Consider the following 18,174-nt stretch of genomic DNA (forward strand, 5'->3'; position numbering starts at 1 on the left):
ACATGATCTGCTGCAGTCGTTGTCCTGCCGACTGGCGCAGCTGCGCGCGCCGCGGCCCAGGCCGATCTCTGACGAAGTGCCGCTGAGAGGGACTGTCAAACGAGCGGCCCTGTCTCACATTCGGTGGTGACGGAGGGTGTCGCTATCCGAGGAGGATGCGGTGGCGGAGGAGGGTGAAGCCTGCTCGTCCGTGCATCTGGCGGGCGATCCGCTTGGTCTTGGTGTTGACGCCCTCGGTGGGGCCGTTGCTGTAGCGGAGTGTGAACGCGGCGATCACGGCGTCGAGGTCTCGCTCCAGCCCTCGGGTGAAGGCATGCAGGTGCGGCAGATCGGCAGTGCGGACCTGGGTGATCCAGAGCTCGAGCGCGTCGGCATTGTCTGGGTGAGGCTTCAGGAGCTGGGCGAAGTCCCTGACGCAGACGGCGAGTTGGGTCATCTCGGGGCAGGCCGCGATGAGCCGGTCCAGTAGGTGCTGATGTTCGGCCTTGAGGTTGTCGGGCATGGTGAGGAGCATGCGGGCGAGTCTGCGCGGGGAGATGTGGCTGCGGTCGGCGTCCGCGCGGCCTTGGTTGATGTACTTGTGCAAGAGGTTGAGGCAGCCGGTGAACCCTTGGTCTTTGATCTCTTCGAAGAGGTGCTTGACCGGGACGGCGGGGTCTTCGGCCCGGCGTTTGCGCAGGTGCTCGCGGTAGGGGTCGACAAGGCTCGCGCGGTATTTGGGGACGCGGAGCATCCGCTCGGGCCGATCGGCGCGGGCGTAGCGTTTGACGGTGTTCAGGGCCAGTTGCAGACGGCGGGCGCATTCGAGCAGGCCCACGCCCTGGTCGAGCAGGTCGTGGATCTGGTGCCAGCGTTCCAGGGGTGGTCTGTGCACGGGGGCCGTCGTAGAGGGGCGCGTCCAGGACGGTGGCCCAGCAGGTGCTGTGCGCCTTGACCTCGCTCAGCGCGGCTTCGCACAGGTTGTGCCACAAATGCCAGCGATCACCAACCTGCACCGCGTCGGGCAGAGCACGGCGGATGGCCTCGGCGTAAGTCGCGGAGCCGTCGCGGCAGACGACCTCGACGCCCCGATGAGCGCGTACCCATGCTTCCAGTGTGTCGGCCGTGCGGTCGGGCAACACGTCGATCCGCTCGTGGGTCTCGGCATCGATGATCACGGTGGCATAGCGGTGGCGCCGGCGCAGAGCGAAGTCGTCGACGCCGATCACGCGGGGTATTCGGCCGGTGGGCAGTGGGATACGCAGCAGTGTCCGAAGGGCGGTGTGCCGCGAGATGCCCACCGCGAGTATCGCCAGCAAACGAGCCCCGGCCCGGCCCGCTAACTCCTTGACCACGGCCTTGACTTGCCTGGTCAGACGGGCCGTACGTCGCTGGTATCGCTCCAGTACCCCAGGCACCTGCTCACGGAAGGTGTGCCGACAACCTTGCGTGGGACACACCAGCCGCCGCACCCGCACACGGACTACTGCCCGTCGCCCGTCTACCGGTACGTCGGCCACCGTCCGCAGGTGAAAGCCATGCACCCGCCTGGACGGCGCCCCGCAACTCGGGCACGGCACCATGTCCGTCGGCGTCCGTGCTCGCACCAGGATCCGCTCGCCTTCGTCGGTCACGTCCTCGATGACCAGCGGTAACAGCCCCGAGAACACCACATCTACAAGCTCGTTGACATCTCGCACGTAAATGTCAACGACCTTGGCAACCCTCCGTCACCACCGAATGTGAGACAGGGCCAAACGAGCGGTGTAACTGGGGTAGTTGAGGCTACTGACGGGCCGCCGACAGGCGGCCATCGAAGGTGACGTCGAAGGCGTTCAGCGCGGTCTTCCAGCGCATGGTCCAGCGGGTCTGACCTTTGCCGGTGGGATCGAGCGACATGATCGCCATGTAGACGCATTTCAACGCGGCCTGCTCGTTGGGGAAGTGTCCGCGGGCCTTGACCGCCCGGCGGATCCGCGCGTTCACAGACTCGATCGCGTTCGTCGTGCAGACGATGCGGCGGATCTCGGTGTCGAACCGCAGGAACGGGGTGAACTCCTCCCAGGCGTTCTCCCACAGCTTCACGATCGCCGGATACTTCCGGCCCCAGGCATCGGCGAACTCGGCGAACCGCTCCAGGGCCGCCTCTTCGGTGGAAGTGGTGTAGACGGGCTTGAGAAGCTTGGCGATCCTGTCCCAGTCCTGGCGGGCGGCATAGCGGAAGGAGTTCCGCAGCAGGTGCACCACGCAGGTCTGCACAATCGTCTGCGGCCAGACGGTCTCCACCGCCTCGGGCAGGCCCTTGAGCCCGTCGCAGACGAGCATGAGGACGTCGCTGACGCCGCGGTTCTTGATCTCGGTGAGGATGTGCAGCCAGTGCTTGGCGCCCTCGCCGCCGTCGCCCGCCCACAGCCCCAGGATCTCCCGCCGGCCCTCGGTGGTGACGGCCAGGGCCACGTAGACGGGCCGGTTGGCGACCGCGCCGTCACGGATCTTCACGTGGATGGCGTCAATGAAGACGACCGGATAGACGGCGTCGAGCGGTCGGCTCTGCCATTCGGCTATGCCCTCCAGGACCTTGATGCTCCTATCGTTGGTCAAGTGGCGGCGAGCCAGCTGCGATAGGTGTCGGCGAACGCATCGTCACGGCGAAGTCCGCGTTCGATGTTGGAGATAACGGCGGGCCAGACTCTCAAGTGGTTCGCCGCGGCGGTCAGTGTGATGTTCTTGGCCTGCCGGGCGGCCCGGAGATCCGCGATCTCCGGGACCTCGCCCATCGTGGTCAGGAGGCGGAAGATCTCACGGGCGATGGCGCGTTTGAGGAGCCGGATGATCTCTTTCTTCGTCCGGCCGGCATCGACCTGACGCGCCACGTAGTCACGGGTGCGCTGATCACGGCGCATGCGGCAGAGCGCGATGCGATAGAGGGCTCCGTTCGCAGCGCGGTCACCGCCGCGCGAGAGCCGGTGACGGTTGGTCTTGCCGCTGGAGGCTGGCACGGGTGCGGCCCCGCATAGCGCGGCGAAGGAAGCCTCGGTGCGCAGGCGCGCGGGATTGTCACCGCCGGTGATCAGCAGCTGCGCGGCGGTGTCCGGGCCGACGCCGAAGGCGGCGCGCAAGCCAGGGTTGAACCGCGTGACCAGGACATCCAACTCTGCGGTCAGAGCAGCGTGTTCGGTGGTCAGGTTCTTGACGCGTTGCGCGAGCGAGCGCAGGGCGGTCAGGATCGGGTCACCGCCGATGCGGAGGCGGACCAGGGCGTCGATGCGCCGGTCGCCCCGCAGCGCCTCGTACTTGGCGCGGATGCTCTCGGGCGCGCTGATCAGGATGTGCCCGATCTGGTTCAGCGCCGCGGTACGGGCTTTGACCGCGGATCGTGCCGCGTTGTGCAAAGCCCGGATTCCGGCGACGGCATCGCCCTTGGGGACGCTACTGGCCCGCCCGGAGACCACCGCACGGGCGGCGGCGTAGGCATCGATGGGATCGGACTTGCCGATCCGGCGGCGCTCGGCCTTGTCCGGCCGGTTGACCTCGACCACGGTCAGGTCGACCTCGCGGGCCGCGCGGGTGAAGCCCGCCCCGTAGGAGGACGTGCCCTCCACACCGATGGCGGAAACGGTGCCGTGAGAGGCCAGGAAGGCCAGAGCAGCCCTGTATCCAGCGGCGGTTGTGGGGAACTCGGCGTCGGCGAGCTGCCCGCCGCGGTCGGTCACCACGGCGACGTGAACAGTGTCGGCGTGGGAGTCCACGCCGCCGATCACCACATGTTCGACGACGACTTCGGTATCCGTTCCTGTCATGCTGAAGATGCCTTCCTGACCGGAGGTGGCTCCGGCCGGGCGGGGCAGACAGGACAGTCAGGGGGCCTCTGGCCAGGCTCCTATGAGGTCATGATCCACCCGGCCGGGGCCTCGGAACGGGCCCTGGCAGCCGGACAGATCAAAGCAAGGACAGTCCAGCAGGACGTCAGTCAGTGATCGAGTCACGGCTACCGGGACCCGCATATCACTATGACTGTCGGTGATGGTGGAGATGGTCTGGCGGGACACTTCGGCGCCATAGACCTCGGCCAGGTGGGCCTGGACCTCGCCGGTGGTCAAGCCCTTCGCGGCCAGCGAGATGACCATCTCGTCGACGCCGGTCAGGCGCTTCTGCCGCTTCTTGACGATCTTCGGTTCGAAGGAGCCGTCGCGGTCGCGGGGCACGGTTATCTCCACCGGGCCCACGTCGGTCAGCACGGTCTTGGAGCGTTTGCCGTTGCGGGAGTTGCCGCCGTCCTTGCCCGCCGGATCGTGCTTGTCATAGCCGAGGTGGTCGGTGATCTCGCCCTCCAGGGCGGACTCCAGCAGCCGCCTGGTCAGCTGCTGCAGCAGCCCGCCCTCGCCGGTCAGCTGCAGGCCCTCGGCCTGGGCCTGGCTCACCAGCTCGTCGATCAACTGGTCGTCCACGGCCTTTGCCGACACAGCCGCTGCCGACTCGACAGGCTCCTGCGCGGCCACGTTCTCACTGGTCATCGATGCATCTTCCATGATCGGGAGTTACACCGAACGTCTTACAGTCCCGAGGGGAGCAGGGCGCCATTCTCGTGCCCGTGTCGTTGAGCAGGTCGCGGTGCGGAATGTCATCTGTCCCGTAGCCGTAGCGGGTGGTCAGCAGCTGCTTGAACGCAGCTGGGTTGGGGGGTGTTCATGGCAGTACCCGGTTTCCAACGGTGTTTGCCGACGGCTAGCACGGCCAGGTCCATCTGTGCGCGCAGGCTGGCGGGGGTGAAGGCATCCAGGGGAAGTGGAGTTGCGTAGCCGCTTTCCGGTGTCTGGAAGAAGCGGGCGAGATAGTCCGGCGGAATGCTGCCCGGGCTGAGGTGTTCCAGTCGCAGGTTGACGGCGATGTTGGCCATGGCATGGCCAACAGGATGTGCACGGTGCTCTGGTCCCCGTCGTATTTCGCGGGATCCTGCGGAGGCGCACCACTGAGCACCGTCAAGGACCACAAGAGCGGCCGGCCTGAGCGTCACCCCGCAGACGCAGAGAACTCCGGCGCTTCGCGCCTCCGGGCCGAGGATCGCATTCCCGCCCGGCCTGAAGGCCGGGATCCCTGCGAGGAACAAGGATGGCCGCATTGTGCCGTACTGCATCCTGGGCTCACGTTCAGGGCTCCTGGTGGGAGCACGCCCGCAGAGGCGCTCCGCCCGAGTGCCAGACGCGGGTCAGCGGTCGCCGGATGGCCGGACGAGCCGTGCCAGCTCTCTGCATACCTGCTGTGCCTGCTCGGTTCCGAGTTTGTCGAAGAGTGTGCGGGCGATGGATTCCGGGTCGGTCAGCGGGATGGTGGTTCGCGGGCTGCGCCATCCGGCCTCGACGGCTGCGGTGTACGGCTTCATCCGCCCTGCGGTGACCTCTTGCAGAAGGTCGGGGCGGTCTTTGGCGAGCTTGCGCATGATGGCCTCGACCTGGTTCCCGTTGGGACGCTGCTTGCGCGGGGCAGGCAGGGTGCCCTCCTCACCGGGGCCGGGGGCAGGGCAGCCGGAATAATTGTGGACATCGTCCGCCTTTTTCGGCCTGCCGCGGTCACGTGGCGGCGTCAGCTCGTAGAAGACGGCCAGGAGGTCGGGACGTGGCCCGATGAGTCGTTCAACGATCCCGAGATCGGCGCCCAGGCCTTGCAGGGGCAGGGTCTCCACGAAGTCGGCGAACTCACTGCGCTCATAGGTGATGTGGTCACCGAGGCGGGTGACGAAGTCCATCCAGCCACCGGTGAGCAGCAGTTGCTCTAGCAGTTTGGGAACGGTCCCCAGGGACGTGGCCCCCGAACGCAGCGAGGATCCGAGGGAGGCGACGAGCTGGCCCCGTTCTTTGAGCTCACCTGGCACGTGGGGCTGTGCGTCGCGGGGCGTCACGAGCTGCTTCCTTTTTGATCTCTATGGCCAGGTGGTCGCGGATCCGCTTGAGCGTAGAGGTCGGTACGTGTGCCCTCGTGCCGAAGCGCTGCGCCAGATCGATATTGATCAGTTTTTGCTGCTTTCCGCGTTCTTCAGAGCCGTCGTTGCCGGTGGGGCGGCAGCGCATGCGGGCCAGCTTTTTGACGTTCCGGTCGATGTCCGACCGGAGCATGTCCTTCTTCTTGTAGGCAGGCATCACCGCTGGCGAGAGCTCGGCGGGCGGCGTCGAGGTGCTGGTCCGGGACTGTTCAACGAGCAAGGTCGCGATGCTGCGGGCGTAGGTGGTGGGAATGTTGAGGTCCAGACATACCTGGTGTCCGGGCAGGTAGACCTCGGAGGGCTGTCCGATGCCCCGGCGGTCGGAGCGGTGAAACGCTGCAGAGCCGGCTTCCAGGATGACCGTTCCGGGGGCCTGCGGCTCGGGCGCGTCCACGAGAGGGTTGCCCTCCAGGTCAAAGAGTTCGGTCTGCTCGGCCTGAGGGCAGGCGAGGCCGTCCTGGCGCTGGTGCGGGATGTCTGCGGGCTGCTGGGGGCTGGGATGGTAAGGGGCGTCGTCGGCGTCGAGTTCGTCGTCGTCGAACCGGCTGAGCTGGTCGCGCAGTTCCTGTTCGATTTCGGTGCTGAGCTCCATCAGGACCGATACGGCCGGGATGATGATGTGGGCGTCGAGGGACGGCTGGCACTGTGGGCGGACCCGGACGAAGCGCCCCACGAATTGGCGGAAGAAGAGCGGTGTTTTCCAGCGGCTGAGGTAGCAGCCGACCATCAGGCGGGGGACGTCGACGCCTTCGGAGACCATGCGGATGGCGACCAGCCACATCTGCGAGCCGTCATGGCGGAAGGCGTCGAGTTTGGTGACGGCTTTGTCGTCCTCGCTGATGACCACGGTGGGTTTCTGTCCGGTGATACGGGCCAGGTGCTCGGCGATGGCTTCCGCCGTCTTCGCACTGTCGGTGACCACCAGCCCTCCGGCGTCGGGGACGTCCTTTCGCCGGTCGAGGAGCAGATGGTGTGCCTTCTCCAGCAGCATCGGAGTCCATTGCCGCTCAGGGTCGAACACGGCGTCGAACATCTTGCCGAGCGCGCGGCCCTTGCCGGTGTCTTTGAGGGACTTGGTGACCTCGGTGGCGTTGTCGAGGAAGCGAGCCTGTCCGTCGTAAGCCTGGATCTCCACGGCCCGACACACCATGTCGGCGACTGCGTTGCCGTACTCGTAGGCGAAGTCGACCTTCACTCGTCCGGTCTCGGGATCGTATGCGCACCAGGGGATGGGACAGTCGTCGGAACGCCACGGTGTGCCGGTGAGCATGAGAATGTTCTCGGCCTGGGCCAGGGCTCGCTGGACACCGGCTCCCCACGCCTTGTTGTCGCCGAGGTGGTGGACCTCGTCCAGGATGGCCAGGGTCGGTACGGAGGAGACCGCACGGCAGGCCAGTTGGGCTCCTGTGGTGTTCATCTGGGAGTAGGTCGCGACAAAGCCATCGGCCTCGGGGTCGTTGTAGTCCGATGGCTCTTTGACGGGAAGCAGTTCGAGACCGAACTCGGAGGCGACGTCGGCCCATTGCTTGCGCAGGGAGTCGCTGGGCACGTAGACGGCGACGCGGTAGATGACTCCCAGTCGCTTGAGGGTGGCGGCCACATACAGGGCGAAGATGGTCTTGCCGGCGCCCGGCGTGAGCATGGCCAGCCATTCCCGTTTGCACCTGCGGTCCGCCATGTACTGGTCGAAGGCCTCCTGCTGGCAGGTCCGCAGTGTGGGCCAGGCCATGGTGGTACTCCCCCGGGGTCCAAGGCTGCCGCACGGGGCGGCTTGCGTGTAGTGCGGCAGACCGCGGCCGCTCATGCCAGCGGACCTCGGCAAGACATTGGCCAGACACTGCTCACGGGCGGCGCGGCAACATGGATCATCTTGGCTGCGGCGATGTCTGCGCAGCCACAGCAGGCGACTTGGTTCACCTGATCGACCGATGGTCGCCCGCGACATTGACGGCTTCACCGTCTCCCACAGCAGGACCATCCACGGGAGACCGGGCCAGCTGCTGACGACGGTCCCGGCGAGGTCGGCCACAGCATCCATCGGCTCGAGGCAGGTGATCTCGTCGCTCTTCCCGCCCACATCCAGCCGGGCCACGACGAGGCCAGTGGCGTGGTCCAACGCGGCAAGCAGCCGGATCTTCCGGCCGCCTTCGCAGACCTGCGCCAGCACGGCAACATCACCAGGGCCGACGTGCAGATGGCTGCCCGCAGCGTAAGCGTCCACGAACGCACAGTGTGGCGGCGCCTGGCAAAGGCCCCAGGCCTCCGGCTGCGCCGATAGCGTCCGGGTCTGACCAGGCAGCCTCGAAACGCCCGCCCCAACTTCCTCGTCGGAATCCTTTCGTGGATACCCTCGGCTTCAGCCGGGGGAGGAATCGAAATCCCTGCGGAGCAGGACAAGGAGAGGGAAGTTCTGCCAGGGGCAGGTCAACTCGCCTGCGGGATGGCAGCCGTGACGGCACGGGGGCGCCCGCGCTCTACACGGGCCGTCTCCAGCAGGTGCCGCCAGTGTAGGTCCTCATTCGGAATGCCCCGTTCCGCAGCAGGGACCTGGGCCGTTCCCGGTCGTCTCATTCAGGGGCCACGCCATTCCGGCTCACGATCTTGTCCTCAGGCGATGCGATGTCCGAGAGACCTGCGACGCACACAGGGTGGCTGAGCCCGGTGCGTGGCAACCGCCGGCGGTCAGGTGCTGATGGTGGCAGCGGGGTCGACGTGGTAGTTGCGGGCGTAGCCGTTCTCGGTACCGACGAGGATGTCGACGACCTCGAAGTAGCGGTCCCAGAACGGGGTTTCGCGCAGTGCGTCGATGAGGAGCTGGTAGGCGTGGTGGTCGTCCGCTTCCCAAACCCAGACGTCGGTGACGCGCGCGGAGTAGAACTCGGTGTCGTAGAAGCGTGACCGGACCCCGGTGGTCCTGGACTCGATCGTGGGAACGACCTGGGTGGTGAAGGCGTCGATCCGCTCCGGGACGGTCAGTGCGAGCCACTCCGGCGTGGTCTTGACGAGTATGAACGCGGTGACCGGCGGTTCGGTTTCCTCAACAGGCATGATGGTTGTCTCCCAAGTGGCGGGTGGTCTGACGCCGTGGGCGCCCTGTGCGATGGCGAAGGGGCTCGAGGCTTTCAGGAGAGGACGGCGGGCTTGAGGGTCTGGGCGCACCAGTGCTCGAAGGCGGTGGAACCGGCGGTCTCCGGGGTGCGCGTGACGCCGGCATCGAGGCCCTCGTCCTTGGCCCGCTTCATGTCGGCGATGCCCTGGACGAACGCCTCGTCGAGGCCGTAGCCAACGAGGGTGGTGCGCAGCTCGTCGAGCGACTGGCGTTCGTAGCGGACGGGGCGGCCGAGTTCCTCGGTCATGATGCGGGCGAGGTCATTGGGAGACAGGTCCTGCGGTCCGAGGACCGGGACGCTGCCGGTGCCCGTCCACGAGCGGTCCAGCAACAGGCCGGCAGCGACGGCCGCGATGTCGGCGACGGCGACGAGGGGCGCCTTGCGGTCGGCGTCGACGACGTCGGTGAAGACGCCCTTGTCGCGGATCGAGGCGGCCTCCTCCAGGAGGTTCTCGAAGAAGGACGGGTTGGCCAGGGCCCGGTAGGCGACGCCCGTGCCGGCCAGAAGGTCGTCCATGGCCAAAGAGGCGGTGACGAGTCCGGCGCGGCCGGCGAGCGGGGTGCCGCGGCCGAGGGCGGAGACGCCGACGACGTGGCCGACCCTGTGGGCGGTGAGCGCCCTCGCAGCGGGGCGGGTGAAGCCGGCGTAGGCGTCCTCCGGGGCGAGGGAGGCGTCCGGGGGGACGAGCCAGAAGACGGCGTCCGCGCCCTGGAAAGCCCTGTCGACCACCTCGGCGTCGCCGTGCGAGCCGGTGATCACCTCGACGCGTCCGCGTGCCGCGTCCGGCAGCCGTGCGGGATCACGCACGATCACGCGCAGTTCCTCCCCGTCGGCGGGGGCCGACTCCAGGAGCCGGGTGAGCAGGTGACGGCCGATGTTCCCGGTGGGGGCCGTGATGACGATCATGAAAACCTCAAGAGTCCGTGTCGGATCGGTACGCCCATCCTGGGGAACGCCACGGTGATGCCACAATGGGAACTTCAGCAAAGAGGTATTGCCTGAAATGGAATTATGCTGGTGAACAGCCCACATTCGGCCCTTGACGCCAACCTCGCCGTCGCACTGGACGCCCTGCTGACCGAGCAGAGCGTCACCCGCGCCGCCGCCCGCCTGCACACCTCCCCCGCCGCCATGAGCCGCACGCTCGGACGCCTGCGCCGCACCCTCCAGGACCCGCTCCTCGTACGGGCCGGACAGACCATGGTCCCCACCCCTCGCGCCCTGGCTCTGCGCGACGAAACCGCCGCAGTCGTGCGCCGCCTCGAATCGCTGCTCAGCCCCGGCGAAAGCGCCGACCCCGCCACCCTGAGCAGCACCTTCACCCTCCAGACCGCCGACCTGGTCGGTGCGGCGCTGACCCCCGGACTGCTGCACCTGGCCCGGCAGGAGGCGCCGGGCGTCTCGTTCCGGCTCCGGGCCGAGGAGTTGGAGGCCGGTCCGGCCCTCCGCGACGGCCGGATCGATCTGGAGATCGGATCCATCGACCACGTGGACCCGGAGACCCAGGTCGAAGAACTGGCCACGCTCCGGATGGTGGCGGCCGTCCGCCCCGGGCACCCCCTCGCCGAAGAAGCCCTGAACCCGGCGCGGCTCGCTGCCGCCGAACATGTCGTGGTCAGCCGACGAGGCCGGTTCACAGGCCCTCTCGACAGCGCCCTGGCCGAACGGAACCTCCACCGGCGCGTCACTGCCGTCCTTCCCAGCCACCTGGCGGCGATGGCCCTCGCGGCCCGCAGCGACGTCGTATGCCTCGTCCCCGCCGCACTCCCCGGCAACCCCGAATCACCACTCACCCACACCGCCACCGCCCTCGGCCTGCGCCTCCTCGACATACCCCTGCCGCTGCCGCCCCTGACCATCGGCATGGCCTGGCACCCCCGCCACACAGCCGACGGAGCCCACCACTGGCTCCGCAACGCTGTTCGCCGCACACTGCGCGCACCCGGGACCACCTGACGTGATCTCAGCTTGCCGTTCACCTGTCCCGCTGATCTTGGTTCGTTCCCGGGACAGCAGGGCGGCCGTTCTTCACGCTTCGAGGTGTCGAGCAACGTCGCGTGAAGGAACGGCCGCTGGTGAAGAGTCTCGCCCCTGAACAGTCCGCTGACGCCGCGTTGGGTGTCCTGTCCCACTTTCGTGTCCAGTTCTACGACTGCCTCTACACCCGGGCGGATGCGCTCTTCGAGCTGACCGACGCGGTGCTGTGCTCGGACGGCCCGGTGACGTCGCTGGTCGAGTTGACGCTCACGGCCGAGCACCGGCGTGGGCACGGGGCGATGCACGACGCGGTTAACCACGGCTGGCTGGAACCGCGCCGCCTGCGCAGGCTGCTGGCCTCCACGCCGCTGCCGCGTGCCGCTGACGGGCGGATCGTGCTCGCGGTCGACGTGAGCAACTGGCTGCGTCCCGACGCCCCCACCAGCCCGGACTTGCTGTTCTGTCACGTCTATGGGCGGGGCCGCAGCGCTGATCAGTTCATCCCCGGCTGGCCCTATTCCTTCGTCGCCGCGCTGGAGACGGGACGCACGTCCTGGACGGCCGTGCTGGACGCGATCCGGCTGGGGCCGACCGACGACGCCACCGCGGTGACCGCCACCCAGCTGTGCGAGGTGGTCACCCGGCTGGTGCACGCCGGGCAGTGGCGGCCGGGCGACGCGGACATCCTCGTCGTCATGGACACCGGCTACGACGTCACTCGCCTCGCCCATGTCCTGGCCGACCTGCCCGTCGAGCTGGTCGGCCGGCTCCGCTCGGACCGCGTCATGCTCCGGGACGCCGGCCCACGCCGCTCCACCCCACGCGGTGGACAGCCCCGCAAGCACGGCGGCGTCCTCACCTTCTCCAAGCCTGAGTCCTGGCACACCCCTGACCAGGTCACGACGTGCGCCTGGCAGAGACGCCGGCGTTCGGCGTCGCTGTCCCACTCCCTGGGCAGGAACAGCCGCCACTGAAGCGGGACGGAGGCCGCATCGGTGACCGCGTGCACGCTGACCGCCACCTGACAGTTCGCCTGCTTGCCCAGGGCCCCGCAGTACTGGTGCGCGACGGCGACCGACATCCGGCCGTCCTTGGGAAACGACACGTCTCTCCATGACTCCGGCCTTGGCCGTGGGCCGTCCGGAAAACTCAAGCGGGCAGCCGGCCGACCCTGTCAACCACGGCAGTGCGCTGGAGGAAATATATGAACTGCACCTGGTCGGGCTGGCCGTCTTTGACGATGCGCTCACCCAGGTAGTGGTGGTCGGAGGTGGCAAACACCATTTCGACGCGCCCGAGCCCTGGGTCGTGCAGTCCGACCGCGACGCCGGTCTGCCCCGCGACTTTCACTGCGGTGTCGGTCCGCTGTATGCCGAGGGTGTTGGCCGCAGCACGGAATAGGGCGGCCTGCTGAGCAGGCGGAGCGGCCCCGGCCATGTCCCGCATCAGGCTCCAGACAGCCAGGGCCTGGCTGGATCCGCCGCGCACTTGCGCCCTGACCCCCGGATCCTTTGCGAGCAAGGCGAGCAGCCTACCGGGATCGGTCGGGAGTGCGGCAAGCACAAGATAGGGGGCGTTGGCCAGGCCCTGCCGACTGCTGTAGACGGGAAGGGTTGCGGTGCCATTGATGATGTCACCACGGGACTTCTGCATGCTCGGCCGTCTGCCGTCGGCCGACTTCCAGGACTGGCTCCTGTTCTTGAGACCATTGGTGAGGAGCAGGGTCTCCCGGTACACGTATTGGTCGGGACGAGGGTGCAGGGGCTTGGCCGGCGCGACCGCGTCGGCGGCCTGGGTCAGGATCTCGGCCGCAGCCGCCGTCTGGCTGCCGGCCGGCGCGGTGAGCTGGTAGCTGATGAATCCCGCAGTCAGGGCTCCTGCCAGTGCCCCTGATATCAGCAGGCGGCGGCTGAGCAGCCTGCTGTGGCGAGTTGTCGGGTCGGCCATCTCCTCGCGCAGCCGTCGACGTCCGGCCTGGTAGGCGCGGGCAGACATAGGCGGCACGCCGTCACGGACGGAGCCGAGCTCCTCAAGATCGTCTGTGTTGTTCATCCCAGGTCCTCGGAGAGGTCGAACCGGTTCAGGATGTCCCGCAGTCGGCCGCGGGCGCGGTTGAGGCGGGAGCGGACCGTGCCGACCGGTATCCCCAAGGACTCCGCCGCCTGTTCGTACGACAACTCCGCCCACGTCACAAGCAGAACCACGTCACGCTCCTTCTGTGTCAACCGGGCCAGCGCCCCGCTCAACTGCCGAGCCCGCTCCCCCGCCGCGACTTGGAGGACCACCCCCTCGGCGTGGTCGGCAGCGACCACCGGATCTGCACCGGTACGCTCCCATGCCCGGTACTGGGCCTTCTCCCGGCGGCGATGGGTGTGCAGCACATTGGTGGCGATCCCGTACAGCCACGGCAGCGCGCTGGCCGCAGCCGGGTCGTACCGGAAGCGCGCCCGGAACGCACGCAGGAAGGTTTCCGCCGCCACGTCGTCGGCCAGCGTGATGCCGACCCGCCGCGACGCGTAGCGATGGATGGCCATGACATGCCGGTCGTAGACCACCTCGAAGTGCTCCGGGTTTTCCAGGGAGCGGATGATGACCGCACCGTCCGTCTCCCCGGCGTGCCCCCCTAGACCTGCGGCCACGGCCTCACCCGGCACAGCGGCGACTCTGATCCAGCGCGTGCATCAACTATGCCCTTCACGAAGGAGGTCCCGCCTGTCACATCCCCTTACTCACTTGGGCACCACTGAGTTCGGCCGATCGGTCCACCCGGACCACCCTTTGCCAGTTCGTTACCTGATGCTGAAAGATCAGCTGTGGGCCGGGCCGGCAAACGCGGCCAGGCGCAAGATGGTCCCCGCCGCAGCCGCAGCCGCAGCCGCAGCCGTGGTGAGACGGCCCTGACGGGTGCTCCGGAGGCTTCGGCGAGATCGGGGCAGTGTCGACGTGGTCGTGGGCATGGGTACACATGATGGCGGTCAGTCGGCGGTCTCCGACGGCACAGGCGATCGCCTCGGCGTCGTGGGCAGCGTCGATGTCGACCGCCTCGTGGTCGTCGCCGACGACCCAGACGTTGTTGTCGACGCCCCCGGGTTCCACCGTCCAGGCTGGAACGGGTCTGACGTGATCACGCGTCCGTTCGGGCGCCAGTCGTCGCCCTTGTGCATACCAGCGAAGGCGTCCAGGTCCCGGCGCCCTGGAGGTAGAGGTCGAGGAGCATGGGGAAGTCGCGGGAGGGCAGGCGGCCGCCGTACCAGGAGGACTTCAGGATTCCGCCACGGCCGAAGACGTCCAGGAGGGGCAGTTCCAGTGTCATCTCCGGGGTGGGGACGCCGACGAGGACCAAGGTGCCGGCGAGGTCGCGAGCGTAGAAGGCCTGCCGGTACGTCTTCGGGCGGCCGACGGCCTCGATGACGGTGTCGGCGCCGAAGCCGCCGGTCCACGGTGTGCGCCGTCCCCGCACAAACACGGACGGCCCGTCGGAAGCGCTACCGACGGGCCGTTCGTAGATGTCAGTGCTCAGCGAACCAGAGGATTAACCCTCACGGCTCACTTCCCGTAGTACGCGTTGTAGATCGAGATCGTAGACTTGTTGTTCTTCTTGTCGGTGATCTTCGCGTGGAACGAGATGCCCTTGCCCTTGGCCGGGTTCGTCACGCCGATCTTGCCGTTCTTGACGGTGACCTTCTTCCAGGTCTGCCCGTAGTCGTACGACACGTACACCGACAGCGACTTGAGGTTCTTGCCGGCGGCAGAACCCTGGACGGTCACCGGGATGGAGACCTTCTTGTCGGCCGGTGCCCTGCTGTCCAGTCCGACGGCCGCGTTGAAGCGGACCATCGACGCGGGCAGCACGGCGCTGGTGACTTCCTTCGAGCGGAACGTCCAGCTGGCGTCGATGCGGGTGGAGGCCGCCGCGACCTCGACGCTACGCGTGACCGAGGTGGTCAGCTTGTACGAGGCGTCGTTGGCCGGGACCTTGAAGGTCTTGTTGCCGAACAGCGGGTCGTCGTTCGAGCCGACCTTGGTTCCGTTGCGGTAGAGCGTCGTGGTGACCGACGAGAAGAGCGAGGAGCCGACGTGGTTCTTGCCGTCGGCGCACAGCGGGACCTTGCCGTAGATCTCGTTGCCTCTGCGCTGGATACCGAAGCCGGAGCCAAGACTCGGACCGAAGACCGCAGTGTTGTAGATCTTCTCGTAGCTCTTGCCTGCCTTGAAGGTCTGGCGGTCGCCGAGCGAGTAGGAGGCCCCGGTGATCGGCAAGCCATTCGGGTCGACCCCGCCATGCTGCTCGAAGCGCTGCTCCCACTTCACGCCGTCCGCGGTGGACACGTGCACCTTCCGGGTACTGGGCAGCGTCTGAGGGTCAGCGAACCCGGAGGAACGGAAGCTGCCGGGCAGCCAGCCGGTGGTCCAGACCGTGCCCTCCTTGCCGCTCGTCGAGGCGCCCAGGCCGACCTTCAGCGTGGCCAGTTCGCTCGCCTTGTAGTGCTTGGTGTAGCCGGTGGCGACCTTCTTCACCTTGCCGCCCGCGACGGAGTGGTACTCCTCGCCGTCCTTGGTCCAGTGGCTGGCCCACTGCTGGAACAGCGAACCGTCGGCGATCTCAGGACCGGCGTGCGCGGTACGGAAGTTGGCGTACGTGTCCAGCAACCAGCCGTACTCGTAGCGGTTGTTGCCTGCTTCCACCGCGTAGTCCGGCACCGCGAACCCCGACTTGGCGGCCGTGTCGGGCACGGTGATGTTCACCGGCTTCGCGGTCCGCGCGTCCACCGTGATCGTGACGCTCTTCATGATGCTTAGCTTCGGCTGGGCCACCCAGTCGGCACCCCTGGTGATGTCCCCCGGGTCGGCGAAGAACGTCGAGTCGAGGATGTATCCGCCCTTGGGCACCCGGACCTTGACAGTGCCGGACTCGTCGTAGAGAAGGAAGAAGAACGGCTTCCCCGTTGCCAGGCCGGAGACACCGTCCAGCCTGGTGTTGACGTACTTCGCAGGGTTGCCGTCGCGGTCGATCATCTTGAGCGTGACGTCGTAGGACTCGATCTCGTTCTGCACCGCCGCGGCCGTGCGCACACTCTCACCGCCGCCGGCGGCGGTCGCAGTCACGTACGCGGAGTACGCGCCGTCGAGCGTGCCGCCCAGCTTGGTGTTGACCGTGAGGTCGACGGAGGCGGTGGCGCCCGCCGGGACGGTCAGCGTCTTGGCGCCGAGCGTGAAGAAGCCGGCCGGAGCGGCCTGGCCCTTCGGGTTGGTGACCGTCACGGAGAGGCTCAGCGTGACGTCGGCCGTGCCGAGGTTCCGGTAGGTGACCTTCTCGGTGACCGGGGTGTCGTCGGTGTGCGGCCACTGCTGGATGCCGAAGCTCACGGACGACGGGTTGGCGATCACGGTCTGCTTGATGGCCTTGTCGACCTGGATGCGGCCCGAACCCTGCTGGAACGGCGTGTACTTGCCGCCCTTGGCGGAGCCGGTCAGCGCACCCTTGAGCTCGGTGTACTTCCAGTCCGGGTGCTGCTGCTTCAGGATCGCCGCGGCGCCCGCGACATGCGGGGTCGCCATCGACGTACCCGAGATGGTGACGTAGCCCGCAGGCTTCTCGCCGACCTCCTTCGCTATGACGCTGTCCTTGGCCGAGGCGGCGGTGATGGCCACGCCGGGTGCGGTCACGTCGGGCTTGATGGCGCCGTCGAGGCCCGGTCCGGTGCTGGAGAAGTCGGCCAGCTTGTCATTGTCGTCGACGGCACCCACGGTGAGCGCGGCCGCCGCGCTGCCCGGGGAGCCGACCGACTGCCCGCCCCGCTTGCCGAAGTTACCGGCAGCTATCGCGAAGAGGATGCCCTTCTCTTCGGACAACTTGTTGACCGTGGCCTCCACCGGGTCCACCTCGGGGGTGTCGCCGCTGCTCAGGCTGAGGTTGATGACGTCGGCGCCCTGTTCGGCCGCCCAGTCCATACCCGCGATGATGCCCGAGTCGTCGCCGGAGCCCGAGTCGTTGAGCACCTTGCCATTGAGCAGCTTGGCGCCCGGCGCGACACCCTTGTACTTACCGCCAGACGCAGCACCCGTACCGGCCGCGGTGGACGCGACGTGCGTACCGTGCCCGTGCTTGTCGGTCACGTCGCGGGCGGTGGAGAAGTTCTTCTCGGCGACGACCTGGTCCTTGAGGTCCGGGTGGGTCGTGTCGATGCCCGTGTCCAGCACGGCGATCTTGACACCCTTGCCGTCGTACCCGGCGGCCCAGGCCTTGTCGGCGCCGATTTGATTGACGGACTTGTCGAGGGTGGCCGTGCGGACGCCGTCGAGCCACACGTGGGCGATGCCGGGCGCGGTCTGCGCGTCACCGCTCCGGGAGTCGGTGACCGCGGACCACAGATCGGGCGCGTCGTCCTCGGGCGTCAGCACTGCGTCCGCGTCCAGGGACTTGAGGGTCCGGCGGACCTTCGTGTCACCGGCGTCACGGACGTCCGACCTCGCCGTCGCGGCCGCGCCGCGGTAGTCGACGATCAGCTTGAGGCCCTGCTTCTGGGCCTTGCGGTTGGCCGACTTGTTGAGCTCGGTGACGTCGAAGAGCCGCTGGTCGAGCTTGCCGGAGGCGATCAGCCGGGCCGCGTCGGCCGGCACGGCGAATGTGTGCCCGCCCGCGGTGCGGACCTGGACGGGTATGCCCTCGCGGCCCTTGGCCCGCTCCAGGCCGACGACGCGGCCCTTGGCGTCGACGACCACACGGTCGCCGGTGATCAGGGTGATGCGGTGCTTGGGCGTGGTCGGCACGGCCGAGTCGGCGGCCGTGGGCCTGGCCTCCGCCGACGCCGGGCTGGTCATGCCCGCTGCCAGGGCCACGGCTGCCGCCGCGGCGATCGTGGCCACGCACGCTCTTTTCACTTGTCTGCGCAAGTCTCCTCCTGGAGATGCAGGTCCGGGATGGATCCCCGTCCATCCGGCCGGTGGAACGGTGCAGGCCCGGTTGGTGCGGTCTCAATCAGCACAGCGCGGGCTCTGATTCAGACCTGCATAACAGTCAGCCCTTCATGAAAGGCGGTCTGTTCCAACACCCTCCACTTCTCGGCTGCGTGCCAACGGGTTCGGCCGTTCGGTACTTGCAGCCCATCCTGTAACTAAGTCGTTATCCAA

General features: G+C 67.7%; 9 protein-coding genes and 8 pseudogenes. 2 read left to right on the top strand and 15 right to left on the bottom strand.

Annotation, left to right across the window (positions count from 1 at the left end):
• Window positions 1–142 precede the first annotated feature (142 nt).
• The 9 genes and pseudogenes from OG718_RS01585 to OG718_RS01625 form a co-directional block, all read right to left on the bottom strand.
• Window positions 143–1,685 (bottom strand): annotated as a pseudogene (locus tag OG718_RS01585) (ISL3 family transposase).
• Between the two features lie 79 nt (window positions 1,686–1,764).
• Window positions 1,765–2,559, bottom strand: a pseudogene (locus tag OG718_RS01590) (IS256 family transposase); the annotation flags it as partial.
• A gap of 203 nt (window positions 2,560–2,762) precedes the next feature.
• Window positions 2,763–3,779, bottom strand: a pseudogene (locus OG718_RS01595) (IS110 family transposase); the annotation flags it as partial.
• A 213-nt stretch (window positions 3,780–3,992) separates the two neighbouring features.
• Window positions 3,993–4,493, bottom strand: a pseudogene (locus OG718_RS01600) (transposase); the annotation flags it as partial.
• 107 nt (window positions 4,494–4,600) lie between these two features.
• Window positions 4,601–4,876 carry a hypothetical protein gene (locus OG718_RS01605; RefSeq protein WP_328842896.1) on the bottom strand — a complete coding sequence of 92 codons (276 nt, stop codon included), beginning with the start codon at window positions 4,874–4,876 and terminating at the stop codon, window positions 4,601–4,603.
• Between the two features lie 309 nt (window positions 4,877–5,185).
• Complete coding sequence (locus OG718_RS01610; RefSeq protein ID WP_328842897.1) at window positions 5,186–5,875, bottom strand: hypothetical protein; 690 nt, start codon at window positions 5,873–5,875, stop codon at window positions 5,186–5,188.
• Window positions 5,838–8,177, bottom strand: a complete 2,340-nt coding sequence (locus OG718_RS01615) for a DEAD/DEAH box helicase (protein ID WP_328842898.1) — start codon at window positions 8,175–8,177, stop codon at window positions 5,838–5,840. The genes OG718_RS01610 and OG718_RS01615 overlap by 38 nt, the downstream gene beginning before the upstream one ends.
• Before the next feature lie 461 nt (window positions 8,178–8,638).
• Window positions 8,639–9,004: a darcynin family protein gene (locus tag OG718_RS01620; RefSeq protein ID WP_328842899.1), complete on the bottom strand. Its 366-nt coding sequence runs from the start codon at window positions 9,002–9,004 to the stop codon at window positions 8,639–8,641.
• Between the two features lie 74 nt (window positions 9,005–9,078).
• Window positions 9,079–9,972, bottom strand: a complete 894-nt coding sequence (locus OG718_RS01625; RefSeq protein ID WP_328842900.1) for an NAD(P)H-binding protein — start codon at window positions 9,970–9,972, stop codon at window positions 9,079–9,081.
• Window positions 9,973–10,077: 105 nt separating this feature from the next.
• Here OG718_RS01625 and OG718_RS01630 point away from each other — a divergent pair, with 105 nt between their 5' ends.
• Entirely contained in the window at window positions 10,078–11,022 is a 945-nt protein-coding gene (locus tag OG718_RS01630; RefSeq protein WP_328842901.1) for a LysR family transcriptional regulator, read from the top strand.
• Window positions 11,023–11,180: 158 nt separating this feature from the next.
• A pseudogene (locus OG718_RS01635) lies at window positions 11,181–11,954 on the top strand (transposase); the annotation flags it as partial.
• Between the two features lie 8 nt (window positions 11,955–11,962).
• Here the strand turns inward: OG718_RS01635 and OG718_RS01640 are convergent.
• The 6 genes and pseudogenes from OG718_RS01640 to OG718_RS01665 all read right to left on the bottom strand — a co-directional run.
• Window positions 11,963–12,151 (bottom strand): annotated as a pseudogene (locus OG718_RS01640) (transposase); the annotation flags it as partial.
• A gap of 41 nt (window positions 12,152–12,192) precedes the next feature.
• On the bottom strand, window positions 12,193–13,095 hold the full coding sequence (locus OG718_RS01645; RefSeq protein ID WP_328842902.1) for a CU044_5270 family protein: 903 nt from the start codon (window positions 13,093–13,095) through the stop codon (window positions 12,193–12,195).
• Window positions 13,092–13,682, bottom strand: coding sequence for an RNA polymerase sigma factor (locus OG718_RS01650; RefSeq protein WP_328842903.1), 591 nt, complete (start codon window positions 13,680–13,682; stop codon window positions 13,092–13,094). The genes OG718_RS01645 and OG718_RS01650 overlap by 4 nt, the downstream gene beginning before the upstream one ends.
• Window positions 13,683–13,942: 260 nt before the next feature.
• Window positions 13,943–14,146 (bottom strand): annotated as a pseudogene (locus OG718_RS01655) (MBL fold metallo-hydrolase); the annotation flags it as partial.
• Window positions 14,147–14,233: 87 nt separating this feature from the next.
• Window positions 14,234–14,482: pseudogene (locus tag OG718_RS01660) on the bottom strand (zinc-binding dehydrogenase); the annotation flags it as partial.
• A gap of 107 nt (window positions 14,483–14,589) precedes the next feature.
• Complete coding sequence (locus OG718_RS01665; protein WP_328847661.1) at window positions 14,590–17,925, bottom strand: S8 family peptidase; 3,336 nt, start codon at window positions 17,923–17,925, stop codon at window positions 14,590–14,592.
• Window positions 17,926–18,174: the final 249 nt, after the last annotated feature.

It is taken from the genome of Streptomyces sp. NBC_00258 (assembly GCF_036182465.1).
GTDB lineage: Bacteria > Actinomycetota > Actinomycetes > Streptomycetales > Streptomycetaceae > Streptomyces.

Coding starts and splice junctions, on each gene's coding strand:
- OG718_RS01605 (WP_328842896.1), bottom strand. CDS start 4,876: ATGGCCAACATCGCCGTCAACCTGCGACTGGAACACCTCAGCCCGGGC.
- OG718_RS01620 (WP_328842899.1), bottom strand. CDS start 9,004: ATGCCTGTTGAGGAAACCGAACCGCCGGTCACCGCGTTCATACTCGTC.
- OG718_RS01625 (WP_328842900.1), bottom strand. CDS start 9,972: ATGATCGTCATCACGGCCCCCACCGGGAACATCGGCCGTCACCTGCTC.
- OG718_RS01630 (WP_328842901.1), top strand. CDS start 10,078: ATGCTGGTGAACAGCCCACATTCGGCCCTTGACGCCAACCTCGCCGTC.
- OG718_RS01645 (WP_328842902.1), bottom strand. CDS start 13,095: ATGAACAACACAGACGATCTTGAGGAGCTCGGCTCCGTCCGTGACGGC.